This window comes from Leclercia adecarboxylata, assembly GCF_035787115.1.
Taxonomy (GTDB): Bacteria; Pseudomonadota; Gammaproteobacteria; order Enterobacterales; family Enterobacteriaceae; genus Enterobacter; species Enterobacter adecarboxylatus_E.
On sequence record NZ_JALKTL010000001.1, the window covers coordinates 1,209,394 to 1,234,407 of the forward strand.

The 25,014-nt window shown below is 56.6% G+C and carries 20 protein-coding genes; 11 read left to right on the top strand and 9 right to left on the bottom strand.

The annotated features are described in order from the left end of the window. Positions 1–73: 73 nt before the first annotated feature. Entirely contained in the window at positions 74–1,207 is a 1,134-nt protein-coding gene (locus tag MXM41_RS05790) for a YbfB/YjiJ family MFS transporter (protein ID WP_325930467.1), read from the bottom strand. 140 nt (positions 1,208–1,347) lie between these two features. On the opposite strand from MXM41_RS05790, the gene fghA reads away from it, so the two are divergent. Further along, a complete protein-coding gene (fghA, locus tag MXM41_RS05795; protein WP_325930468.1) occupies positions 1,348–2,184 on the top strand; it encodes an S-formylglutathione hydrolase in 837 nt (278 codons plus the stop codon). Between the two features lie 94 nt (positions 2,185–2,278). Here fghA and cirA read toward each other — a convergent pair whose 3' ends face one another. From cirA to yieE, 3 genes are all read right to left on the bottom strand, one after another. Continuing rightward, positions 2,279–4,249 (bottom strand): catecholate siderophore receptor CirA, encoded by a 1,971-nt coding sequence (gene cirA / locus MXM41_RS05800; protein WP_325930469.1) that lies wholly within the window; start codon positions 4,247–4,249, stop codon positions 2,279–2,281. A gap of 315 nt (positions 4,250–4,564) precedes the next feature. Next, the gene (locus MXM41_RS05805) at positions 4,565–6,034 is read right to left on the bottom strand and encodes an amino acid permease (RefSeq protein WP_325930470.1); all 1,470 of its coding nucleotides are present in this window, start codon (positions 6,032–6,034) and stop codon (positions 4,565–4,567) included. 177 nt (positions 6,035–6,211) lie between these two features. Continuing rightward, the gene (gene yieE / locus MXM41_RS05810) at positions 6,212–7,081 is read right to left on the bottom strand and encodes a DNA-binding transcriptional regulator YeiE (protein ID WP_325930471.1); all 870 of its coding nucleotides are present in this window, start codon (positions 7,079–7,081) and stop codon (positions 6,212–6,214) included. Between the two features lie 122 nt (positions 7,082–7,203). Between yieE and MXM41_RS05815 the strand changes: the two genes are divergently transcribed. Beyond that, positions 7,204–8,250 carry a YeiH family protein gene (locus MXM41_RS05815; RefSeq protein ID WP_325930472.1) on the top strand — a complete coding sequence of 349 codons (1,047 nt, stop codon included), beginning with the start codon at positions 7,204–7,206 and terminating at the stop codon, positions 8,248–8,250. A 65-nt stretch (positions 8,251–8,315) separates the two neighbouring features. After that, positions 8,316–9,173 (top strand): deoxyribonuclease IV, encoded by an 858-nt coding sequence (gene nfo / locus MXM41_RS05820; RefSeq protein WP_325930473.1) that lies wholly within the window; start codon positions 8,316–8,318, stop codon positions 9,171–9,173. Between the two features lie 72 nt (positions 9,174–9,245). Here the strand turns inward: nfo and fruA are convergent, their stop codons facing one another. Genes fruA through fruB form a run of 3 tightly spaced genes read right to left on the bottom strand, consistent with a single transcriptional unit; the run spans position 9,246 to position 13,022 of the window. Further along, positions 9,246–10,937 (bottom strand): PTS fructose transporter subunit IIBC, encoded by a 1,692-nt coding sequence (gene fruA / locus MXM41_RS05825; RefSeq protein WP_325930474.1) that lies wholly within the window; start codon positions 10,935–10,937, stop codon positions 9,246–9,248. 16 nt (positions 10,938–10,953) lie between these two features. After that, positions 10,954–11,892, bottom strand: a complete 939-nt coding sequence (fruK, locus tag MXM41_RS05830; RefSeq protein ID WP_325930475.1) for a 1-phosphofructokinase — start codon at positions 11,890–11,892, stop codon at positions 10,954–10,956. Continuing rightward, entirely contained in the window at positions 11,892–13,022 is a 1,131-nt protein-coding gene (fruB, locus tag MXM41_RS05835) for a fused PTS fructose transporter subunit IIA/HPr protein (protein ID WP_325930476.1), read from the bottom strand. The genes fruK and fruB overlap by 1 nt, the downstream gene beginning before the upstream one ends. A gap of 368 nt (positions 13,023–13,390) precedes the next feature. Between fruB and setB the strand changes: the two genes are divergently transcribed. After that, on the top strand, positions 13,391–14,572 hold the full coding sequence (gene setB, locus MXM41_RS05840; protein ID WP_325930477.1) for a sugar efflux transporter SetB: 1,182 nt from the start codon (positions 13,391–13,393) through the stop codon (positions 14,570–14,572). Here the strand turns inward: setB and MXM41_RS05845 are convergent. Further along, positions 14,569–14,823: a YkgJ family cysteine cluster protein gene (locus MXM41_RS05845; protein ID WP_325930478.1), complete on the bottom strand. Its 255-nt coding sequence runs from the start codon at positions 14,821–14,823 to the stop codon at positions 14,569–14,571. The genes setB and MXM41_RS05845 overlap by 4 nt on opposite strands. Positions 14,824–14,985: 162 nt before the next feature. Between MXM41_RS05845 and yeiP the strand changes: the two genes are divergently transcribed. Further along, the gene (gene yeiP, locus MXM41_RS05850; RefSeq protein ID WP_103825003.1) at positions 14,986–15,558 is read left to right on the top strand and encodes an elongation factor P-like protein YeiP; all 573 of its coding nucleotides are present in this window, start codon (positions 14,986–14,988) and stop codon (positions 15,556–15,558) included. A gap of 129 nt (positions 15,559–15,687) precedes the next feature. On the opposite strand, the gene uxuA is transcribed toward yeiP, so the two are convergent. Continuing rightward, positions 15,688–16,878, bottom strand: a complete 1,191-nt coding sequence (gene uxuA, locus MXM41_RS05855) for a mannonate dehydratase (protein ID WP_325930481.1) — start codon at positions 16,876–16,878, stop codon at positions 15,688–15,690. Between the two features lie 205 nt (positions 16,879–17,083). Between uxuA and MXM41_RS05860 the strand changes: the two genes are divergently transcribed. From MXM41_RS05860 to MXM41_RS05885, 6 genes are all read left to right on the top strand, one after another. Next, positions 17,084–18,550, top strand: a complete 1,467-nt coding sequence (locus tag MXM41_RS05860; protein ID WP_325930482.1) for a fructuronate reductase — start codon at positions 17,084–17,086, stop codon at positions 18,548–18,550. A gap of 123 nt (positions 18,551–18,673) precedes the next feature. Beyond that, positions 18,674–19,660 carry a GTP-binding protein gene (locus tag MXM41_RS05865; RefSeq protein WP_325930483.1) on the top strand — a complete coding sequence of 329 codons (987 nt, stop codon included), beginning with the start codon at positions 18,674–18,676 and terminating at the stop codon, positions 19,658–19,660. A gap of 33 nt (positions 19,661–19,693) precedes the next feature. Continuing rightward, the gene (locus MXM41_RS05870) at positions 19,694–20,383 is read left to right on the top strand and encodes a phosphatase PAP2 family protein (RefSeq protein ID WP_325930484.1); all 690 of its coding nucleotides are present in this window, start codon (positions 19,694–19,696) and stop codon (positions 20,381–20,383) included. 440 nt (positions 20,384–20,823) lie between these two features. After that, positions 20,824–21,393: a bifunctional murein DD-endopeptidase/murein LD-carboxypeptidase gene (mepS, locus tag MXM41_RS05875; RefSeq protein WP_325930485.1), complete on the top strand. Its 570-nt coding sequence runs from the start codon at positions 20,824–20,826 to the stop codon at positions 21,391–21,393. Between the two features lie 180 nt (positions 21,394–21,573). After that, complete coding sequence (locus MXM41_RS05880; RefSeq protein ID WP_325930486.1) at positions 21,574–23,130, top strand: cyclic di-GMP phosphodiesterase; 1,557 nt, start codon at positions 21,574–21,576, stop codon at positions 23,128–23,130. A gap of 75 nt (positions 23,131–23,205) precedes the next feature. Next, positions 23,206–25,011 carry an extracellular solute-binding protein gene (locus MXM41_RS05885; RefSeq protein ID WP_325930487.1) on the top strand — a complete coding sequence of 602 codons (1,806 nt, stop codon included), beginning with the start codon at positions 23,206–23,208 and terminating at the stop codon, positions 25,009–25,011. Positions 25,012–25,014 lie beyond the last annotated feature (3 nt).

Consider the following 25,014-nt stretch of genomic DNA (forward strand, 5'->3'; position numbering starts at 1 on the left):
AAAATGTGCACTCATTGTGCGCGAGGCGGCGAGCATAATCCAGTATTCACCGCGATAATTATTCCAATTGCCGTTACCTTTCAACCTGACGCTGCCAGACCAGTCCGCCCGCTATAAACAATGCGATACCGGCAAGGCCCAGCGCCGGCTCAAGCTGATGGGTAAGCCAGCTTGACAGCGCTGAAGTCATCGGGCCAATCAGCTGCCCAATGGCATAGCCGGTCGTCAGCAACCCGGCCATATAACGCGTGTGGTTCGGCGCCAGTTCGCGTCCGTAAAGCAGCGAGAGCTGCACCGCACATAAAAATCCGCCTCCGACCAGCATCGCGCCGGTCACCAGACCGGCCATCCCCGGCATCAGCCAGGCGGCGATCACCCCCATCGCCTGCAGCCACAGCACCACGGCCAGCCGACGGTGAGTGGTTGAGACGTGGCGCAGGGCGATGCTCAGGGCAATTCCCAGCATCGAGGCGAAACCGAACACCGGCCAGACAAACTGGGCAAACGTGCTGCCTGGAAAGCGCAGCGCCGCCATATGCGACAGAAACGTCGCCGGGAGGATGTAACCAAACCCGGCGAGGCTGTAGCTCCACACCAGACGACGCAGATCGCGGTTCAGCGTCAGCGGCTCCGGCGTAGTGCCCGGACGATGCAGCTGCCCGGTACGCGGCAGGTAGCGGGCCACCAGCGCGACGAGCACCAGCGCCAGCAGGCCGTAGATTTGCCAGGCGGCGCTGGCCGACAGCGCCCGGGACTGGATCCACACCGCCAGCAGGCCGCTTATCGCGATCCCGGCCCCCGGCCCGGCGAACACCGCGGCGCTGAGGCCGGGCTTGCCAAAATGGGCCAGCCTTTCGTTGGTCCATGCGGCAACCAGCACCATTGACCAGCCGCTCATGCAGCCAATCACAAAGCGTAAAAGCCCGTGGATCACGGCATTATCCGCGACGGCGGAGAGCAGCGTCAGCGCCACCGCCCCCGTGATGCCAAGCCATAATCGCCCTTCGACAAACCGGTGCGCGCGCATGGCATCCCACGCTCCCACCAGATAGCCGAGATAGTTCATCGCCGCCACCAGCCCGGCGCTGGTCAGGGTAAGCTCGCCTGCCGCAATCATCAGCGGCACCTGTGGGGTAAAGGCAAAACGCCCTATTCCCATCGCTACCACCAGAACCACAAATCCGCTGAGCGCAATACGCAGCGCCATGACCACTCCAGTTGTTAAAGTTTCGTAAATTCATGATGCAGGATATGACGTCAATGAGGAAGTGAAAGTTACTCACACGTAACTGAATAATCTGTATTATGGCTTTCATACCCGATATCACCTTCCTGAAGGAGCCCTGCATGGAACTGCTCGAAGAGCACCACTGTTTTGAAGGTCGACAGCAGCGCTGGCGTCATGACTCAAGGGTGCTGAACTGCGCGATGACGTTCAGCATTTTTCTGCCCCCCGCGAACGGCAGCGCAAAACCGCCGGTGTTGTACTGGCTCTCCGGCCTGACCTGTAATGACGAAAACTTCACCACCAAAGCGGGTGCCCAGCGCGTGGCGGCCGAACTGGGTATCGCTCTGGTAATGCCGGATACCAGCCCGCGTGGTGACGATGTGGCGGACGATGAGGGATACGATCTGGGCAAAGGCGCCGGATTCTACCTCAACGCCACCCAGGCGCCGTGGGCGGGTCATTACCGGATGTATGATTACCTGTGCGATGAGCTTCCAGCGCTTCTCCAGGCGGAATTTGCGCTGTCCGATCGTTGTGCGATCAGCGGTCATTCGATGGGCGGCCACGGTGCGCTGATAATGGCACTGAAAAACCCGGGTAAATACGTCAGCGTGTCGGCGTTTGCGCCAATCGTGAACCCGATCCAGGTGCCCTGGGGACAAAAAGCGTTCACGAATTATCTGGGGGAGGATTCCGCAGCCTGGCAGGAGTGGGACAGCTGTGCGCTGATGCTGGCCAGCCAGCCGGAACAGGCCATCCCGACGCTTATCGATCAGGGTGATGCCGATCAGTTCCTGGCGAGTCAGCTCCAGCCGGCAGTGCTGGCGGAAGCGGCGCGGCAAAAAGCCTGGCCGCTGACGTTGCGTATCCAGCCGGGGTACGATCACAGCTACTACTTCATTGCGTCGTTTATTGAAGATCACCTGCGCTTCCATGCGCAGCAGTTGTTGAAGTAAGTGCGGCCTGATGCCCTCACCCCAACCCTCTCCCACAGGGAGAGGGAGTCAATCGTAGGCCGGGCAAGCGCAGCGCCGCCCGGCGTTTCCATTATCAGAACCGGTAATCCACCGCCATAAAGTAACGGCGCCCCTCTTCGGTATAGCTGTAATCGTCGCGGCTGAGATCTTTATCCAGCAGGTTCATCACCCCCGCACGCAGCTTGACGTTTTTGCTCGCCTGCCATGCGCCACCGGTGTTCCACACCACGTAGCCACCCGGCGTTGGCTCGCCTGCGGTAAGGGCGCGTTTCTCACCCGTATAGTTTCCCTGTACATAGAAGGACCAGGCCTGCGTCGCCTGCCAGTCAAGCGTGCCGTTGGCGGTATGGAACGGCAGCTCGGAAAGTGGTTTGTCGCCGCCGTTGCTGATATCACGCCCGTCGTTATAGGTGTAATTCAGCGTCATACGCCAGTCTTCGGCAATCGGGAACTTAATCTCCGTCTCCAGGCCACGGATACGTGCCTTATTAACGTTGTAATAGCGGAAAATTGGCTCGCCGTCGGCGTTCAACCCGACAAAGTTCGGATAGTTCTGCGCCTGGCTGACGCTGGCGTTACGGCTGATGCTGATCCGGTCATCAACGTCGTTCTGGAAGGCAGTAATGCTGCCCTGAACGCCTTCTAACCATCCCTCTTCGCCGCTGTAGTAGAGGCCCAGCTCGAAGCTTTCGCTGGTTTCGGGTTTCAGATCCGGGCTACCGACAATTTCACAGGCGCCGCGGCAGGAACCGGTGGTCCAGTCCGGGCTAAGTTGCAGCAGCGACGGCGCTTTAAATGCCGTTGCCCAGCCGCCCTTCACGGTCAGGGTATCGGTGGCGTTATAGACCAGATAGGCACGCGGGCTCCAGTGGTCGCCGTAGGTTTCGTGATCATCCATACGCACGCCGGTGGTCAGCGCCAGCGGCTCGAAGATCCGCCATTCGTCTTCCAGGAAGAGCGCATACTGGCTGGCCGAGGTATTGCTGCTGTTGCCGCCGGTGAGGTTTACCGGATCTTTAAGCTTGTCGTGACGCCATTCGCCGCCGAAGGTCAGGAGCTGGTTGATCTCGCCCAGCGGCAGGACATATTTACCGTCAATGGAGTTGCTTTCGGAAGTGATCGGGCTGCTGTTGCCCGGATTTTTGTTATCCACCTTCTCGCCGTAGAATTTCAGCTCGCTGTTGCCCACACCCCAACGGCCATTATGGCTCAGGGAGTAATTCTGACGCTCAAGACGGTTTTTATTCAGCGAGTCGGAGTCACGATCCTGGCGATCGAAACCGTATCCGGCGGTGAAATCGTGGTTGTCGTTCGGGGTCCAGGCAAATTCCACGTTGGCATCGCGGCTGGTAAAGCCTTCGATACGCGGGGTTTCGCCAGTAGCGCTGGTAGACGAGGTCTGCGGATCGTCTTTATCACGCTGAGAGACGCTGCCGAAAGCTTTCAGGCCGAGGACGCCATCCACCAGCGGGCCGCTGGTATAGAACTGGCCGCCGTAAGTATCGCCGCGATCGCGATGCTCCTGAAGCGTGGTATCTGCCGTCAGGGTGCCGGTCCATTTCTGGCCAATCTTTTTGGTGATGATGTTGACCACGCCGCCCAGGGCATCGGAGCCGTACAGGGAGGACATCGGCCCGCGCACCACTTCGATGCGCTCAATGGCATCTACCGGAACCCAGTTGAGATCGAAATCGTTATGGCGGAAAACGGCATTGCGCGAGTTGACGCGTTTACCGTCGATCAGGATCAACGTGTAGCTGCTGTCCAGCCCGCGGATACTGACGCCCTTACGGTTGTCCCCTTCGTTAGTTAATTGCACACCCGGAACGTCCTGTAACACATCTTTCAGGTTCTGCACCGGCTTACGCTGCAGATCCTGCTGGGTAATGACGCTAATACTGGCGGGAGCATCCTTCAGGTTTTGCTCATTGGCCGAGGCGGTAACGACCATAGTGTCGCCAGATTCCACCGCCACAACCGGCAGGGCCAGGGAAAGAGCAGACACGCACAGCCCTCCCCGAACGAAGGGATTCAACCTAAACATTCCATTTCTCCATGAGGTAAACACAGCAAAATCAAATAGGTACTGCTCACATTGCATTGCATGCTGCCCGCTTCTTTGGGCGGGTCAGCCAGGTAATTTTTTGCAGGTGCGGCGCAACACCCTCCCCTGACCAGGGCGAGAGTATTAACGCCTTCATCCTTTTGATTACTTTGCTAATGATAAAGCAAACGATAACTATTATCAATTCAATTGTTAAAAGTTATGTCAAGACTGCATATTGTGGAGAACGGATTGAAGAGCACGGAGATATAAAAAAACCCGCTCGAATGAGCGGGTTAACCTGAGGCGTTACTGCTATTTTTTGAAGCTATTCGGGAAGTCCATCTCTTTATAGCTTACGAACTTCGTTCCTTTTACCAGCTTGTAACCAAACCAGATGATCAGGAACAGCGGGATGCCAATATAAGTGGCTGCCACGCCGCCCCAGTCGATGGTGTCGGCCAGGAAGGCTTCGTAGTTCTGACCCAGAGTGATGATCAGACAGAGTACAAAGGCGAAGATCGGCCCCAGCGGGAAGAACCCGGAGCGGTACGGCAGGTTGTTAATATCGTAACCCTGCTTCACATAGCCACGGCGGAAACGGTAGTGACTGATGGCAATCCCCAGCCAGGCGATGAAGCCTGTCATCCCGGAGGTGTTCAGCAGCCACAGGTAGACCGTCTGATTACCGAACATTGAGGTCAGGAAACACAGGCAGGCGATCACGGTGGTGGCATACAGGGCATTACGCGGTACGCCGCCACGGGACAGCTTAGAGAAAATGCGCGGCGCTTTGCCATCGCAGGCCAGGGAGTAAAGCATACGGGTAGAGGCATACATCCCGGAGTTACCCGCCGACAGGACCGCCGTCAGGATCACCGCATTCATCACCGCCGCCGCCGAGAGCAGACCGGCATGCTGGAAGACCAGCGTGAACGGGCTGACGCTGATGTCTTTCACATCGTTACGCAGCAGGCTCGGATCGGTATACGGAATGATCAGGCTGATAATCAGGATCGCAAACACATAGAACAGCAGGATACGCCAGAACACCTGACGCACCGCGCGCGGGATATTCTTCTCCGGATTTTCGGATTCGCCTGCGGCAATACCGATAAGCTCGGTCCCCTGGAAGGAGAAGCCGACAATCATCGCCACGCCGATCATCGCCGAGAAGCCACCGGCAAACGGCGCATCACCCACCGTCCAGTTGCTCCAGCCCGCAGGCTCGCTGCCCTGGAAGATACCGACGATCATCGCCAGGCCGACGATAATAAAGATGATTACGGTCGCCACTTTGATCAGGGAGAACCAGTATTCCGCCTCACCAAAGCCGCGCACGGAGATATAGTTGAGCAGGAAGATCACCGCGAGGAAGACGGCGCTCCAGATCCAGCCTGGCGTGTCCGGGAACCACCAGGTCATCACCAGCTGTGCGGCGACAAGGTCAACGGCGATGGTGACCGCCCAGTTGTACCAGTAGTTCCAGCCCAGCGCGAAGCCAAAGCCTTCTTCAACGTATTTCTGACCGTAGGTAGAAAAAGAACCGGATACCGGCATGTACGCCGCCAGTTCGCCCAGGCTGGTCATCAGGAAATAAACCATCAGACCAATCAGGATATAGGAAAAGAGCGCGCCGCCTGGACCCGCTGCTGAAATGGTCGCCCCAGAGGCGACAAAGAGGCCTGTACCGATGGAGCCGCCAATAGCGATCATCGTCAGGTGACGCGCCTTGAGTTCGCGACGTAGCGCGGGCGCTTCTGTGGTTTTAGTTTCGGAAACCATGTGAAAATGCTGTCCATTCAAAAAATGAGGCGCGATTGTAGCAGACGATCGCCCGCTCTTCCGGCACAAATGCCCTGTTATAAGAGAGCTTCATGACCGGTCCAGGATTATAAGTAAAGCAGAGGATGGTATTGGTGTGAGGAATAGATCCCGGCGGGAAAAAGCCGCCGGGGAAACCTACATTTCGCAGTAACGCAGAAAACGTTGCAGTGAATTAGAGAGGTGTTTCTGGCGGTGATGAATGCGCCACAGGGTACGTACCAGCTTGTTTGGTAGCGGAACGGGGATCTCCACCAGCGTTCCACTCTCCAGCTGTTCGGCTATCACCCGGCGCGACAGGCAGCTGATGCCAAGACCGTGGCGCACCGCATGTTTGATGGCCTCCGAATTACCCAGCTCCATGCCCATGTGGAACTGCGGCAGATGCGAAAGCAGCAGATAATCGACGATCTCGCGCGTGCCCGATCCCTGCTCACGTAAAATCCACGGTGCCTGCGCCAGCCGTTCCAGCGTCACCTCCTGCTGTAATAAAGAAGAGTCCGGCGAGGCAAAGACCACCAGCTCGTCTTCCAGCCAGGGCTCCGCAATGATGTCGGCGTTGTGGCACGGCCCTTCGATAAGACCGATATCGACGCGAAAATCGATCACCGCGGTGATGACATCCTGGCTGTTACCGACGCTCATCTCCAGCGGCAAGCTGGGGAAATCCCGACGGTAACGGGCAATCACCTCGGGCAGGATATAGTTGCCGATGGTACTGCTGGCATAGACGCGAATGGCGCCGTTATCCTCGCGAAACAGCTGTTCGATCTCGACCGTCTGCTCCAGCAGCGCCAGCGCCCGCGGGTAGAGCAAACGCCCGTGTTCGTTCACCACCAGCCGCTTCCCTACCCTGTCAAAGAGCTGAACCCCCAACTGGCCTTCAAGATCGGTCAGCGCGGCGCTGACGGCAGACTGAGAGAGCGCCAGCATCTGCGACGCCTGCGTGGTCGACCCGCTTTTCAGCACTTCGGCGAAGACTTCAAGCTGGCGTAACGTAATGTGCATAGTAGCTACCCGATACGGTAAGCGCCCTGCTTACCACTTATAAAGATTAATTATAAATATATAATCAATTTTATTTTTAAGCCAGCGCGCCGTAACCTTTAGCCAGAGAAAAGGAGAAGGTTATGACAACACTCACCCTACAGCATCATCGTACACTGTGGCACTACATTCCGGGCCTGGCGCTGAGCGCGCTGGTTACCGGCGTTGCGTTACTGGGCGGCAGCATTCCGGCGGTGGCGGGAGCGGGATTCAGCGCCCTGACGCTGGCTATCCTGTTGGGGATGGTCGTCGGGAATACGGTCTACCCGCAGATCTACAAAGCCTGTGACGGCGGCGTAATTTTTGCCAAACAGCATCTGCTGCGTCTGGGGATAATTCTTTATGGCTTTCGCCTGACCTTCGCGCAGATCGCCGACGTCGGGGTAAGCGGGATTGCAATCGACATATTAACCCTGACCAGTACCTTTATGTTGGCCTGTTTTATCGGCCAGAAGGTGTTCGGGCTCGACAAGCAGACCAGCTGGTTAATTGGCGCGGGCAGCAGCATTTGCGGTGCCGCGGCGGTGCTGGCCACCGAGCCGGTGGTCAAGGCCGAGTCCAGTAAAGTGACCGTGGCGGTGGCGACGGTGGTGATCTTCGGTACGCTGGCAATCTTCCTCTATCCGGCAATGTATCCGCTGGTGGCGCACTGGTTTAGCCCGGAAACCTACGGGATCTACATCGGTTCGACGATGCATGAGGTCGCCCAGGTGGTGGCAGCGGGTCATGCCATCAGCCCGGACGCAGAAAATGCGGCGGTGATCGCCAAAATGCTGCGGGTCATGATGCTGGCGCCGTTCCTGCTGATTCTGGCGGCGCGGGTGAAACAGCTTGCTCCGGCGGGCAGCGGTGAGAAAAGCAAAATCACCATTCCGTGGTTTGCCATCCTGTTTATTGTCGTCGCGATATTCAACTCGTTCCATCTGCTGCCTGAGGCGGTGGTGGATATGCTGGTGACGCTGGATACGGTGCTGCTGGCAATGGCGATGGCGGCGCTGGGCTTAACCACCCACGTCAGTGCCCTGAAAAAAGCCGGTGCTAAACCGCTGCTGATGGCGCTGCTGCTTTTCGTCTGGCTGATTGTCGGCGGGGGCGCCATTAACCTGGCGGTTCATAGCCTGATGGCATAAACCGCTGTAGCCTTCTCCTGTTAACCCGCTATCATAGGCGTTTGTGGGTTAACAGGAGTCCCTTTATGAAATACGTTGGAGCGCACGTCAGCGCTGCTGGCGGTCTGGCAAATGCCGCCATTCGCGCCGCCGAAATCGAGGCGACCGCTTTCGCCCTGTTCACCAAAAATCAGCGCCAGTGGCGCGCCGCGCCGCTCACTCCTCAGGGGATTGATGAGTTTAAAGCGGTCTGCGAAAAATACCATTTCACGCCCGGTCAGATCCTGCCCCATGACAGCTACCTGATTAACCTTGGCCATCCGGTTCAGGAGGCGCTGGATAAATCCCGCGATGCCTTCCTGGATGAGATGCAGCGCTGCGAGCAGCTGGGCCTGACGTTACTCAACTTCCACCCCGGCAGCCATCTGTCACAAATAGATGAAGACGACTGCCTGGCGCGGATCGCCGAGTCGATTAATATCGCGCTGGCGCAGACCGAAGGGGTTACGGCGGTGATCGAAAATACCGCCGGCCAGGGCAGCAACCTCGGTTTCCGCTTTGAGCATCTGGCAGCCATCATCGACGGCGTGGAGGATAAAACCCGCGTCGGCGTGTGCATTGATACCTGCCACGCTTTTGCCGCCGGTTATGACCTGCGCAGTATTGAAGCCTGTGAAAAAACCTTCGCCGAATTCGAGCGCATCGTCGGCTTTAAGTATCTGCGCGGTATGCACCTCAACGACGCGAAAAGCGCCTTCGGCAGCCGCGTTGACCGCCACCACAGCCTGGGTGAAGGTAATATCGGACATGATGCGTTCCGGTTTATCATGCAGGATCCGCGTTTCGACGGTATTCCGATGGTGCTGGAAACCATCAACCCGGATATCTGGGCCGAGGAGATCGCCTGGCTGAAAGCGCAACAGCATGCCGAGGCCACCGCATAATAACGGGTCGTTGCACATTTTAAGGCAAAAAAAAGGGCAGAGTCGCCTCTGCCCTTTTCGTATCACATATGGTTAAGCTGCCTTCGCGGCGACCACTTCTGCTTCCGGACGTTTAAGCACCGCGTAAGAGAGGCCCGCCACCAGGGTACCGGCGATAATCGCGAACAGGTAACCCAGCACCGGCGTGATTGCGCCAGGGATCAGCAGAACAAACAGACCACCATGCGGCGCCATCAGTTTCGCGCCAATCGCCATGGAGATAGCACCGGTTACCGCGCCACCGACGATACAGCACGGCAGTACACGCATCGGATCACGGGCAGCGAACGGAATCGCCCCTTCAGTGATAAAGCACAGACCCAGTACCAGCGCCGCTTTCCCGCCTTCCTGCTGCGCCTTATCGAATTTACGACGGGCAACAATAGTTGCCAGACCCAGCGCCAGCGGTGGCACCATCCCTGCCGCCATGATGGCTGCCATTGGGGCATACGTCTGGGTACTCAGCAGGCCAACACCGAAGGCGTAAGACGCTTTGTTCACCGGACCACCCATATCGGTACACATCATCGCACCGAGGATTGCCCCCAGCAGGACCGCATTTGCGGTGCCCATGGTCTGCAGCCAGTGGGTCAGGCCTTCAAGAATACCCGCAACCGGTTTACCGATCAGGTAGATCATTGCCAGACCGACAATCAGGCTGGAGAACAGCGGAATGATCAGGATCGGTTTCAGCGCTTCCATGCTTGGCGGCAGTTTCAGCTTCGAGCTAATAAGCTTCGCCACGTAACCAGCAAGGAAGCCGGCGATGATCCCGCCGATAAAGCCAGAGCCGGTGCTCACGGCCAGCATACCGCCGATTAGACCGGGGGTCAGACCCGGACGGTCAGCGATGGAGAACGCAATATAACCTGCCAGGACCGGCACCATCAGCGCGAACGCCGAGCCGCCGCCAATCTGCATCAGCGCTGCTGCCAGGGTACCTGGCTCTTTAAAGGCCTCGATACCAAAGGCGAAGGAGAGCGCGATACAGAGACCGCCCGCGACCACCATCGGCAGCATATAGGACACGCCCGTCAGCAGGTGACGATACGCCCCTGCGGACTCTTTTTTGCCTTCAGAAGCCGCAGTTGCCGTATTGCCGGCAGGCTGGAACGGCTTCGCTTCTGCCTGGGCTTTATCCAGCTCTTGCGCAGTTTTCTTCAGCGCCAGACCGGTTGAGGTGCGGTACATCGGCTTACCGGCAAACTTCGCCAGATCCACTTCGATATCTGCCGCCACAATCACCAGATCCGCAGCCGCCACCTCTTCCGGGGTGATGGCATTGCCCGCGCCTACAGAGCCGCGGGTTTCCACTTTTACCCACCAGCCGCGTTTTTTGGCTTCGGTTTCAATGGCTTCAGCCGCCATAAAGGTATGTGCCACGCCGGTCGGGCAGGCGGTAACCGCGACCACGCGTTTCGGACCTTCCGCAACAGGGGTTGCCGCTGCGGCAGGTGCGGTATAGACCGCCGCATGGCCTTTCGCTTCGCTCAGGAACAGTTCCGGGTGGGCAACGGCGCGGTTAATGTCGCCCAGCCACACTTTTTTGCCATTCAGCGAGCTGTCCGCCGGGATTTTGTCGCCCAGCACGATAACCAGCTCGGCATCGCCCGGGTTGTCGATGAAATCAAGGTGTGCTTTATGTCCCGCCGAACCCAGCAGGGTTTTCGCCATATAGGCGCGAGCCTGTCCGAGTGCAGAGTCAATAATCAGCAGCGTTTTCATTATGCCTCTCCTGCTGTCAGTTAAAAGGTTTCAAGTCAACGCGCGCCATCATCGCGGCTAACTGGGTACGATCGGTGATCCCGACATTGCTCTGGCTGACGGCCAGGGCAGCAACGGCGGTGGCAAGACGTAAAGTATGTTCGCTGGATTCACGCATCAGCAGGCCATAAATCAGCCCCCCTACCATCGAATCGCCCGCACCGACGGTGCTGACCACTTCCATCGACGGCGGTTTAGCGATCCATTCTCCAGAGGCGTTAACCCACAGCGCCCCTTCAGCGCCCAGGGAGATCACCACGTGCGCGATACCCTGCTCACGCAGGGCATGGGCGGCATCAATCACATCTTTTAATTCTGGCAGCTTACGGCCAGCCCAGATCTCAAGTTCGCGACGATTAGGTTTGACCAGCCACGGCGCGGCCTTAAGACCGGCCACCAGCGCATCGCGGCTGCTGTCAAAGATGATGCACGGGCACTGGCTGCGCAGGCGCGTCATCCAGTCGGTAAAGGCTTCAGGACTGACGCCGGACGGCAGACTGCCGCTGACGCAGACCATGTCGAACTGACCCAGCCAGCTCAGGGAGTCATTCACAAAACGCTCCCAGTCTGCCTGGGTGACTTCAAAACCGGAGAAGTTCAGATCGGTGACTTCGCCATCTTTCTCGGTCAATTTCACGTTGATGCGGGTCCGCCCCTGCACCACCTGGAAACGGTTGGCGATCCCCAGCTCGCTGAACAGCTGCTGGAAACCATCCTGATTATCTTTACCGAGGAAGCCGCCGACGGTGACGTCAATCCCGAGATCCTTCAGCACCTTAGCGACGTTAATCCCTTTACCTGCCGCGTGCAGGCCAGTGGTACGCACGAGGTTAACTTCGCCGCGTTCAATTTCCGGGCAAAAGCCCACGAGGTCGTAAGCCGGGTTCAGCGTAATAGTGGCAACACGTCTGCTCATTATGCGCCCTCCCCCAGACCGGCAGCGATGGCGTCGCCAATCGCTTTCAGCGCCTGTTCAGCATCCGCCCCCTGCGCGGTGAAACGCAGGCGATGCCCTTTCTTCACGCCCAGCGCCACAACCTTCATCAGGCTGCGACCGTTGGCCGGTTTACCGCTGCCGTCGAGGTTGGTGACGGTGATGTCGCTGTTGAACTGCTTAATGGTATTGACCAGCATGGTGCCAGGACGGGCATGCAGGCCGTGTTCGTTACGCACCACAAACTCGGCGCTCAGCAGTTCATCGGTGTTCACATCATCACTGGTCAGCAGCGCCAGTAAGGTTGCGGCATCGGCTTTCAGCAACCGTTCAGCTTTTTTGTTCAGCAGCAGGTCGCCGAGGCGCTTCAGCACCTCTACCGGCTGGTCGTCCGCCATCGCGACGGTCACCAGCATCGCCGTGGTGTCTCCGGCGGTATCGAATGGGGTGGCCGCACGGCTAACCGCGATCGCGCTGCGCAGGTTGCCTTCAGCACAGTCGTTCAGCCAGACGCCCTGACCAAGGTTCAGCGGCTTGTCGTTAATGGCGTGAGCCACAAAAGCGGTATCCACCGCACCGGCTTCTTTCAGACGGCCGGCGTTCAGCGCCTGCAGGGTCACCAGGTCGGAAGCCGCCACGTCCAGGGTCAGCGTCTCGTTATCCAGCTTCAGGGCTTCGCTCTGCTTTTCACCCATCAGAAGCGCGCGCAGCTCTTCTGCGGTGGTGGCGGATTTCAGCTGTTCAGCCACGTCGTCGTCGCTCAGGACGTGCGTCAGCTGACGCAGCAAACCGAGGTGTTCATCACTGCTGGCGGCAATGCCGATAGCGACGTAAGCCACCTGGCCTTCACCCCACAGCACGCCCTGCGGGAACTGGTAAACCTGAACGCCGGTTTTCAGCACCTGGTCGCGCGTATCGGTAGTGCCATGCGGAATGGCAATGCCATTGCCAAGGAAGGTCGAGGTCTGCAATTCGCGCGCCAGCATGCCGTCAACGTAGCCGTTAGCGACGTTGCCCGCCTGCACCAGCGCGGCAGCGATCTGCCGGATAGCCTCTTCTTTAGTCCCGGCCTGTTCGCCCGGATGGATGTCTGACACGGATAACTGGAACATTGTTCTCCACTCCTGCTGAAATTGAATCGTTTCAGCTAACTTGAGAAAAAATACGCTATTCCGGCTGAATAAGAGGTACCCGATAGCGCTGAAACGTTTCAATAAGTCTTGCGCTTTCTACAAAAGCTTGCAAGAAAAGTTACAATTCAGCATACAAAAATTAGATGTGCAGCACATTTTATTGGCAGGAAAATCATTTTTTCTGGCCTGTTTTAAATTCTGCCGCTCTGTTTCAGCAACTTCAGCAGCATCCCAGGATATTCTGAAAAGGGATTTTGATTTTTTGTGGGGTAATTGGCTTCACTCTCTGTTTATTTTCTGACAAGCGGCGTAAACTCCGCCTCTCTTCATATCACTGATACAGAAACATGCACACCACTCCCGCGGCCACTTCATCCAGGTCATTTGATTTGACCTCGTCGGCGTTTTTGATTGTTGCTTTCCTCACCGGCATTGCCGGGGCGTTACAGATCCCGACGCTGAGCCTGTTCCTGACCAACGAAGTGCATGCCCGTCCGGCGATGGTCGGCTTCTTCTTTACCGGTAGCGCCATTATCGGCATCCTGGTCAGCCAGTTTCTGGCCGGGCGTTCGGACAAGAAAGGCGACCGCAAATCCTTGATCGTTTTTTGCTGCCTGCTGGGCGTTTTTGCCTGCCTGCTGTTCGCCTGGAACCGTAACTATTTCGTGTTGCTGTTTGTCGGGGTGTTCCTCAGCAGCTTTGGCTCCACCGCCAACCCGCAGCTGTTCGCCTTAGCCCGGGAGCATGCCGACCACACCGGCCGCGAAGCGGTGATGTTCAGCTCGATCCTGCGCGCCCAGGTCTCACTGGCGTGGGTGGTGGGGCCTCCGCTGGCCTATGCGCTGGCGATGGGCTTTGGCTTCACGGTAATGTACCTCAGCGCCGCCGTGGCGTTTGTGGTCTGTGGCGCGATGGTGTGGATCTTCCTGCCGACGATGCGCAAGGAGCCGAAGCTGGCCAGCAGCGTACTGGAGTCGCCGCGCCGCAACCGTCGCGACGCCCTGCTGCTGTTTACCGTCTGCACCCTCATGTGGGGCACCAACAGCCTGTACATCATCAATATGCCGCTGTTTATCATTAATGAGCTGCATCTGTCAGAGAAGCTGGCGGGGGTCATGATGGGGACGGCCGCCGGGCTGGAGATCCCGACGATGCTGATTGCGGGCTACTACGCAAAACGCTTCGGTAAACGCTTCCTGATGCGCCTGGCCGCCGTTGCCGGTCTGCTGTTTTACGTCGGCATGCTGACCGCCCACACGCCAGTGGTGTTACTGGGATTGCAGCTGCTGAACGCTATCTATATCGGGATTCTCGCCGGGATCGGCATGCTCTATTTCCAGGATCTGATGCCAGGTCAGGCGGGGGCCGCCACCACGCTGTATACCAATACCACCCGCGTGGGCTGGATTATCGCTGGTTCAATGGCGGGGATCGTGGCCGAGATCTGGAGTTACCATGCGGTCTTCTGGATTGCGCTGGGGATGTGCATCATTACCCTGCTGTGCCTGACGCGTATTAAGGATATTTAAGGCGCGGTGAGCGCCTCGAGTTCGAGCAGCCAGGTGATGGCCTGATGACGCGTGTCGCCGCACATCTCCCGCGACGGCTGCAGGCCAGCACACACTTTGGGCCGCGAGCTCGAGCCGAAGATTTTACAGCGCTGTTGCGCGTCCAGCTGCACGCAGGGCGTATTAGCAGGCTTGCCGTTGGGCATCCCGGGAATGGGGCTGGTGATGGAGGGCGCGGTGCAGCATGCTCCGCAGTCCGGACGGCAATCCATATATGCACTTTACCTGAAAGAAGCCCAGGAGCCGGGCGTGGCGCGCACAGTAACACCTTTTACGTATTGATAGCAAAAGCCGCGAAATCCACTTGCCTGAAAAGCCGCGCGCGAGTACTTTGACGCGATATTTTTGACCTTCCCGTTAACAGGATTACTGCAATGCCAAGAGCGAACGAAATTAAGAAAGGAATGGTGCTGAATTACAACGGCAAGCTGCTGATTGTGAAAGACATCGATATTCAGGCACCCAGCGCCCGAGGCGCAGCAACGCTGTATAAAATGCGTTTTGCTGATGTGCGTACCGGTCTGAAAGTAGAAGAGCGTTTCAAAGGCGACGATATCGTGGATACCGTTACCCTGACCCGTCGCTATGTTGATTTCTCCTACGTTGACGGCAACGAATACGTGTTTATGGACAAAGAAGACTACACGCCATACATCTTCACCAAAGATCAGATTGAAGAAGAGCTGCTGTTTATTCCGGAAGGCGGGATGCCTGACATGCAGGTTCTGACCTGGGATGGCGTCCTGCTGGCGCTGGAGCTGCCGCAGACCGTCGATCTCGAGATCGTGGATACGGCACCGGGCATTAAAGGTGCATCAGCGTCCGCGCGTAACAAACCGGCGACCCTGACCACCGGTCTGGTGGTACAGGTGCCGGAATACCTCTCCGCTGGCGAAAAAATCCGTATCCATATTGAAGAAAAACGTTATATGGGTCGTGCTGACTGATAGTGCGCGCCCTTTACGCCGGGTGGCGGCTTCGCCTTACCCGCCCTGCAAAAGCACGCATAAAAAAACCGGCGCATTGGCCGGTTTTTTTGTAGGCCCGGTAAGCGCTGCGCCACCGGGTATTAAGGCTTAAAGAAGCTCTGGATATTTAGTCATCTTCAGCGCCAGCTCTACGCCGCGCACTTCCGCCATCCCTTTCAGACGGCCAATCGCCGAGTAGCCCGGGTTGGTTTTTTTGCGCAGATCGTCCAGCATCTGGTGCCCGTGATCCGGACGGAACGGAATCGGACGCAGATCGCCCGCCTGCTTACGGCGTTTCTCTTCTCCCAGAATGGCATCCACGACCGCTACCATATTTACGTCTCCGCCAAGATGCGCGGCTTCGTGGAAGGTTTTCGGATTCGCTTCCCGGCAGGTTGCCCGCAGGTGGGTGAAGTGGATACGGTCGCCGAAGGTTTCAATCATCTGCACCAGGTCGTTATCGGCCCGCACGCCGTACGAACCGGTGCACATGGTAAAGCCATTATTAATGCTGTCGACCGTCTCTTTCAGCCACTGCATATCTTCGATGGTGGAGACGATACGCGGCAGACCCAGGATTGGACGCGGCGGATCGTCCGGGTGCACCGCCAGACGCACGCCCACCTCTTCCGCAACCGGCACGATAGCGCGCAGGAAGACGGCCATGTTCTCCCGCAGCTGGTCTTTGTCGATGTTGCCGTACTCCGCCAGACGCGCGCGGAACTGGTCGAGGGTATATCCCTCCTCTGCTCCCGGCAGGCCGGCGATGATATTGCGGGTTAATTTTTCAATATCCGCGTCGCCTGCCGCCTCGAACCACGCCTGCGCCTGCTGCTGCTCTTCTGCGGTGTAGTCTGCTGCGGCACCCTCGCGCTTCAGGATGTGCAGCTCAAACGCGGCAAAGGCGATCTGGTCAAAACGCAGCGCTTTTGAACCATCCGGCAATGTGTACTCGAGGTCGGTGCGTGTCCAGTCGAGGATCGGCATAAAGTTGTAGCACACGGTATCAACGCCGCAGGCCGCAAGGTTGCGAATGCTCTGCTGATAATTCGCGATCCAGGTTTTATAATCGCCGGAGTGGGTTTTTATCTCTTCGTGAACCGGAATACTTTCGACTACCGACCAGGTGAGCCCTTTCTCGGCCAGCAGCGCCTGACGCGCTTTGATCTCCTCCACCGGCCACACCTGACCGTTAGGAATATGGTGCAGCGCCGTGACAACGCCCGTTGCGCCGGCCTGACGCACATCATCAAGAGAAACAGGATCATTTGGCCCGTACCAACGCCAGGTTTGTTCCATCGATTCACCCTCTAAAGTTGTTATACCAATATTTCATTATGTGATGACGACTACCATACATGCGTACTGAAACAGGTCAACACGCCTCGCTACATTGATTGATCCATCTCACAGTTCCCGGATATTTACGGCTCACCAATTTAATTTGTTGTCATATAACTTTACACTGACCTTGTTAATTAATGGTTAATCAGGTGTTTATTTCATGAAGACAATTGCCTCCACCACGCTCCCTGCTCACGTGTTACAGCCGCAGTACGATCGCCAGACATTACGCTCCCGGATTGTGCATTTCGGCTTTGGCGCCTTTCATCGCGCCCATCAGGCACTGCTGACCGATCGGGTGCTTAACGCCCAGGGCGGCGACTGGGGGATCTGTGAGATTAGCCTGTTCAGCGGCGATACGCTGATGAGTCAGCTGCGCGCGCAGGATCATCTGTTTACGGTGCTCGAAAAAGGGGCCGAAGGTAATCAGCCGATTATCGTGGGGGCGGTCCATGAATGCCTGAACGCGAAACTGGATTCGCTCGCGGCCATTATTGAGAAGTTTTGCGAGCCGCAGGTGGCGATTGTCTCTCTGACCATTACAGAGAAGGGCTACTGCATCGATCCGGCTACCGGCAAGCTGGACACCCATAATGAACGCATCATCCACGATCTGGAGTACCCCGATGCACCACACTCGGCGCCAGGGATCCTCGTCGAAGCCCTGCATCGCCGTCGCGAGCGCGGCCTGTCGCCCTTCAGCGTGCTCTCCTGCGATAACATTCCGGATAACGGCCACGTGGTGAAAAACGCCGTGCTGGGCATGGCCCACAAACGCTCGCCGGAGCTGGCGGAGTGGATCGCCGCTAACGTCAGTTTCCCGGGCACGATGGTGGACAGGATCGTCCCTGCCGCCACTGAAGAATCCCTTGCGGAAATCGCCCGGGAAGTAGGGGTTGAAGATCCCTGCGCCATCAGCTGCGAACCGTTTATTCAGTGGGTTATCGAAGATAACTTCGTCGCCGGGCGCCCGGAGTGGGAAGTGGCCGGCGTGCAGATGGTGCAGGACGTTCTGCCGTGGGAGCAGATGAAACTGCGCATGCTCAACGGCAGCCACTCTTTCCTGGCATATCTCGGTTACCTGGCCGGTTTTGCCCACATTAACGACTGTATGGACGACAGCGCGTTGCGTGACGCCGCCCGCCGTCTGATGCTAAGCGAACAGGCACCGACGCTGCGTATCACCGGCGTGGACCTGACCGCCTATGCCGACAGTCTGATTGACCGCTTCGCCAACCCAGCCTTACAACACCGTACCTGGCAGATTGCGATGGACGGCAGTCAGAAGCTGCCTCAGCGAATGCTGGAGAGTATCCGCCGCCACCTTCAGCGCGACACCGCCTGGCCGCTGCTGGCGCTTGGGGTTGCGGGCTGGATGCGCTACGTCAGCGGCGTGGATGACGCGGGCAATGCCATTGATATCCGCGATCCGCTGAGCGATAAAATTCGCGCCATTGTCGACACCAGCAGCGAGGAGGAACGCGTTACCGCCCTGCTGGCGCTGAGTGAAATTTTTGGTCACGACCTGCCGCAGGAACCGCAGTTCGTGGAGGCCATCAGCCGGGCGTACCAGCGTATTTGCCAGGCGGGCGCACGCCAGGCGGTTGTCGAGACGCTCCAGCTTTAACCTCCGGTGCGTTTAAGGCGAGCGGGAAGCCTCCCGTTCGCCCTTCCCCTTCCCAACACGACGCTTTTCCGCCAGGATTACTGATAATTGTTATAGCATTACATTTATCACCCTGGAGCACCTGTGACTAAAACCAACCTCATTACCGGTTTTCTCGGCAGCGGGAAAACCACGTCGATACTGCACCTGCTGGCGAATAAAGATCCTGACGAAAAATGGGCCGTGCTGGTCAATGAATTTGGCGAGATAGGCATTGATGGTTCACTGCTGGCCGATAACGGGGCGCTGATAAAGGAGATCCCGGGAGGATGCATGTGCTGTGTGAATGGCCTGCCAATGCAGGTGGGGCTGAACACGTTGCTGCGACAGGGTAAGCCCGACCGGCTATTGATTGAACCGACCGGGCTCGGTCATCCGAAGCAGATCCTCGATCTGCTGACCGCCCCGGTCTATGAACCCTGGATTGATTTGCGTGCTACCCTTTGCCTGCTCGATCCCCGCCAGCTGCTGGACGAGAAATTTGTCCACAACGAAAATTTCCGCGACCAGCTTGCCGCCGCCGATATCATCATTGCCAATAAAGAGGACCGCGCCACCCCGGAAAGCCGCGCTGCGCTGGATCTCTGGTGGCAGCACTTTGGCGGCGAACGTCAGCTCGTCCACGCGACTCAGGGAAATGTGGACAACGCCCTGCTCGACCTGCCGCGACGCAATCTTGCTGAACTGCCCGCCAGCGCAGCTCATTCCCACAGCCACAGCGAGAAACAGGGTCTGGCGGCACTGAGCCTGCCTGCCCACCAGCGCTGGCGTCGCAGCCTGAACAGCGGCCAGGGGCATCAGGCCTGCGGCTGGGTCTTCGACGCCGACACCTGCTTCGACACCATCGGTTTACTGGAGTGGGCGCGGCTTGCTCCGGTTGAACGGGTAAAGGGGGTGATGCGTACGCCCGATGGACTGGTGCGGATTAATCGCCAGGGCGAAGATTTCTTCATCGAAACGCAGGGTGTGGCGCCACCAGACAGCCGAATAGAGTTAATTAGTGCGGTTAACACCGACTGGAACGCCTTACAGTCGAGCTTGTTGAAGCTTCGTTTAAGTTCGGGCAACTAACGTTGCCCTGGTTTAACTGCTTACGGCGTGATGATGAAAACCCGACTATTCCCCATTTTATTGCTCAATATCGCCGGTGTGGCGCTCTTTTTATCCTGGTATCTGCCGGCCAACCACGGATTCTGGTTCCCGCTGGATAGCGGGATATTCCACTTCTTTAACCAAAAGCTGGTGGAAAGCCGTGCCTTTCTGTGGCTGGTGGCGATCACCAACAACCGTGCGTTTGACGGCTGCTCGCTGCTGGCGATGGGCTACCTGATGCTGACGTTCTGGCGTAAAGAGAGTCCCGCCGGGCGTCGGCGTATCCTTATTATCGGTCTGGTGATGCTGCTAACGGCGGTGGTTCTGAACCAGCTGGCACAGGCCATTATTCCGGTAAAACGCTCAAGTCCGACGCTATTTTTCCCGGATATATACCGCGTCAGTGAATTGCTGCATATTTCGACAAAAGACGCCTCAAAGGATAGTTTCCCCGGCGATCACGGAATGATGCTGCTTATTTTCACCGCTTTTATGTGGCGTTATTTCGGTCATAAGACTTTCGCATTAGCCCTGATTATTTTTATGGTTTTCTCTTTCCCGCGGGTAATGATCGGTGCGCACTGGTTCAGTGATATTGCCGTCGGGTCCCTTTCTGTGGCATTGATTGGGCTTCCCTGGTGCCTGATGACCCCGTTAAGTGAGCGTTTAATCGCCTTCTTTGATCGTTACCTGCCTGGTTAATTCAACATCCCTAAAACTAGTTACTAACGGAAATTAACAGTATCCATCAGGAACCATTCTCGGGTCCTGATGGATCTTCCCAATACATTTACAGCGCCCGTCATCTTCCTGTCATATTAATCACGATAGAAATTAATATGTTGTTCAATACTTAAGCTAAATTACCCCGCCAGAGTGCTCTCCCGGCTCCGCGCTTTGAGTATCACATTTACTTATAAAAAACTGCATATTTTTGCTCGCAATGCCTGTCTCAATCAGGTAATCTCAGACTCGTTTTACCTCAGCGCTGCATTTATTTTCGATGTAAAGAAATTTGTGCGATTCGCCACAGATTTGACCATAAAGAATTGTCTGATAGTGCGCAGGTAATTAGTCTCGTCTCGCTTGGCATTTTTTATAACGATATTTGTCGTTAAGGACTTCAAGGGAAAATAAACAACATGGTCAAATCTCAACCGATCTTGAGATACTTCTCACGGGTAATCCCGGCGATTGCAGTCGCGGTTCTGCTTTCTGCTTGTAGCGCATCGAACACCGCAAAGAATATGCATCCTGAGACGCGTGTTGTGGGGTCAGAAGACGCCTCTTCACTGCAAGCTTCTCAGGATGAATTTGAAAAGATGGTCAGCAATCTGGATATTAAATCCCGATTAATGGACCAGTATGCCAGCTGGAAAGGCGTGCGCTATCGTCTTGGCGGCGAAACACGAAAAGGCATTGATTGTTCCGGTTTCGTACAGCGTACTTTCCGCGAGCAGTTTGGTTTAGAACTTCCGCGTTCGACCTATCAACAACAGGAAATGGGCAAATCGATTTCGCGTAACAGCTTACGCACCGGCGATTTAGTTCTGTTCCGCGCGGGTTCAACCGGCCGTCATGTCGGCATCTATATTGGTAACGACCAGTTTGTCCACGCGTCCACCAGCAGCGGTGTGACGATCTCCAGTATGAACGAGCCGTACTGGAAGAAGCGCTACAACGAAGCGCGTCGTGTACTGACTCGCAGTTAACCGCCTGTGCTGTCTGTTTCCCTTGGCTGACAGCATGGTAAAAAAGCACTGCTATGGCAGTGCTTTTTTTTTTGTCTCAATATGAGATTCTGGCCTGGTGGTTCCAGGCTATAGTCAGGTAGTTGCGTGAGTTTAGCCGTCATGATAACGCGGGCGGCACATCAGGATCCGATAACATTTATGTTTACCCGCCATTTATCATCCCGCCGAAAAGTGCTGATGCTCAGCGTGCTTTCAGCACTTATAGTCGCCCTGCTCTGCGGCGGTATACAGTTTTTTGTCAGTTATCACAAACGTGAAGTGAAATACGATAATTTAATTATCGACCTTCATGACTACATGGAAAGTTATTTTAAAGAGCTACGCGTTTCTATTGATGAATTGCAGCCGCTGACGCTCAGCCAGTGCCAGGACGTCAGATCCGAACTCACTTCCCGCGCCTCATTCAGTCTTAACGTTCGCGCCTTTCTGCTGGTTAAAGACGGAATGGCTTTCTGCTCGTCAGCAACCGGACCGATGAATGTTCCGCTCAGCGAGCTGGTGCCGGAAATCGACGCAAACAAAACGGTGGACATGGCGCTTCTGCCGGGTACGCCGATGATGCCGAAAAAACCTGCCATTGTGTTGTGGCATCGTAATCAACTGATGAAAGATGGCGGGGTATTTACCTCCATTAACCTTAACCTCACTCCTTATCTACTCTATACCGCCCGCCAGGACGAGTTTGCAGGCATCGCCCTGATTATAGGAGATATGGTTTTTTCGACCTATTCAAATCGCTTAACCCACGTGTCGGATCTGAACGAACGTCCTGCGCGCTCCAGCCAGATCGACGGGCTACCACTCACTATTCATCTCTATGCCGATAGCTGGACGGTGGAAGATCTGATCTTCGCACTGCTGTTTGGTCTGATGTGCGGCTCCAGCATCGGGGTACTCTGCTTCTACTGGCTGATGATGCGCGCCAATCCGCGTAAAGAGATCCTGACCGGCATTAAGCAGAATCAGTTTCATGTGGTGTATCAACCGGTGGTGGACGCGCGCGATCTGCAGATGCGTGGCGTGGAGGTACTGATGCGCTGGCAGCATCCCGGTGCTGGCGCGATCCCGCCGGATGCTTTTATTAACTTCGCAGAAGCCCAGCAGCTGATTGTGCCGCTGACGTTGCATCTGTTCGACCTGATCCTTCGCGACGCGCCGGCGTTAGCTAAACGTCTGCCTCCGGGTGCAAAGATTGGCATCAATATTTCGCCAGGCCATCTGCACGCCGACAGCTTTAAGGACGATATGCGCAAATTCGCCGCCTCGCTGCCGCCGGATCACTTCCAGATTGTGCTGGAAATTACAGAGCGCGACATGCTCAATCAACGGGAAGCGACAAAGCTTTTCGAGTGGCTGCATCTGGAAGGTTTTGAAATCGCCGTGGATGATTTTGGCACCGGTCACAGTGCCCTGATTTACCTTGAACGTTTTACCATGGATTACCTCAAAATCGATCGGGGCTTCGTGAGCGCCATTGGCATGGAAACCGTTACCTCGCCGGTACTGGATGCGGTATTGACCCTGGCCCGGCGGCTGAATATGGTGACAATCGCCGAAGGTGTCGAGACCCCCGAGCAGGCGAAATGGCTGCGCGATCACGGCGTCAATCTGCTGCAGGGCTACTGGATAAGCCGGCCCATGCCTCTGGAGCAGTTCCTGAGCTGGAAACCTGATATCCATCTTGATAGCGAATAATTGCCCAACCCTCGCTACGTCACTTATTATTCAGATATCTCGCCCGGGCAGAACAGATAAGGAAAACGTAGCGGAATGATTGTGCGCATTGTAGTGCTGCTGGTAGCGTTGATGAGCGGTCTCAGTCAGGCACAAACTATTAAAGAGAGCTACGCCTTCGCGGTTATCGGCGAGCCTAAATACGCCATCAATTTCGATCACTACGATTACGTCAATCCCGCCGCGCCAAAAGGGGGCGCTGTTACCCTGGCGGCGAATGGTACTTTCGATAACTTCAATCGCTACGCCCTGCGCGGCGTGGCGGCAGAGAGGACCGACGCTCTCTACGACACTCTCTTTACCACTTCAGACGATGAGCCCGGCAGCTACTATCCGCTGGTGGCCGAAACCGCACGTTACGCCGATGATTTTTCCTGGATGGAGCTGACAATCAACCCGCTGGCGCGTTTTCACGACGGCACGCCGGTCACTGCCCGCGATGTTGCCTTCACCTTCCATAAATTTATGACCGAAGGCGTGCCGCAGTTCCGGCTGGTCTATAAAGGGGCGACGGTGACGGCTATCGCTCCGCTGACGGTGCGCATCGCGCTGACCAGCGCCAACAAAGAGGACATGCTGAGCCTGCTGACCCTGCCGGTGATGCCGGAAAAATTCTGGAAAGATCATAAGCTCAGCGATCCGCTCTCCACCCCACCGCTGGCAGGCGGTCCCTATCGCATCACAAGCTGGAGAATGGGGCAATATGTCATTTATTCCCGGGTAAAAGATTACTGGGCGGCAAACCTGCCGGTGAACCGGGGCCGCTGGAATTTTGACACCCTGCGCTACGACTACTATCTGGACGACAATGTGGCCTTCGAAGCCTTTAAAGCGGGTGCATTTGATATGCGGGTAGAGAGCAGCGCTAAAAACTGGGCCACCCGCTACAACGGAAAAAATTTTGACCGCCACTACATTGTTAAAGAGTCCTTTAAAAACGATTCCGCCCAGGACACGCGCTGGCTGGCGTTTAATATTCAGCGCCCGGTATTTACCGACCGCCGCGTTCGCCAGGCCATCACCCTCGCCTTCGACTTTGAATGGATGAACAAAGCGCTGTTCTACGGGGCCTACAGCCGGTCCAGCAGCTATTTTCAGAATACCGAGTACGCCGCAGCGGGCTATCCGGACGCCGCCGAGCTGACGCTTCTCGCGCCGCTGAAAGGTGCCGTTCCCCCGGAGGTGTTTACCAGCGTCTTTCAGCCGCCCGTCTCGAAAGGCGACGGCTACGATCGTAATAATCTGTTGAAAGCCAGCCAGCTGTTGGATGAGGCGGGCTGGATCATCAAAAATAAGCAGCGGGTCAACAAGCAAACCGGCAAACCATTCAGTTTTGAACTGCTGCTGCCCTCCGGGGGCAATAATCAGTGGGTGCTGCCGTTCCAGCACAATCTTGAACGGCTGGGCATCACCATGAACATTCGCCAGGTAGATAATTCACAAATCACCAACCGGATGCGCAACCGCGATTACGACATGATGCCGCGTCTGTGGCGGGCGATGCCGTGGCCGAGCACCGATCTGCAGATTTCGTGGGCCTCCCAGTACATTGATTCAACCTATAATTCTCCGGGCGTAAAAAACCCGGCGGTAGATAACCTGATCGCGCAAATCGTCGCCGCCCAGGGGGATAAAGCCAGGCTTCTCCCCCTCGGACGGGCGCTGGATCGGGTGCTGACCTGGAACTATTACATGCTGCCAATGTGGTTCATGGGGGAGGACAGGGTCGCCCGCTGGGATAAGTTCGCCCTTCCCTCGCAGCGCCCGGTTTACTCCCTCGGGTTTGAAAACTGGTGGTATGACGTTAACAAAGCGGCAAAATTACCCGCCGAACGGCGTTAAGGG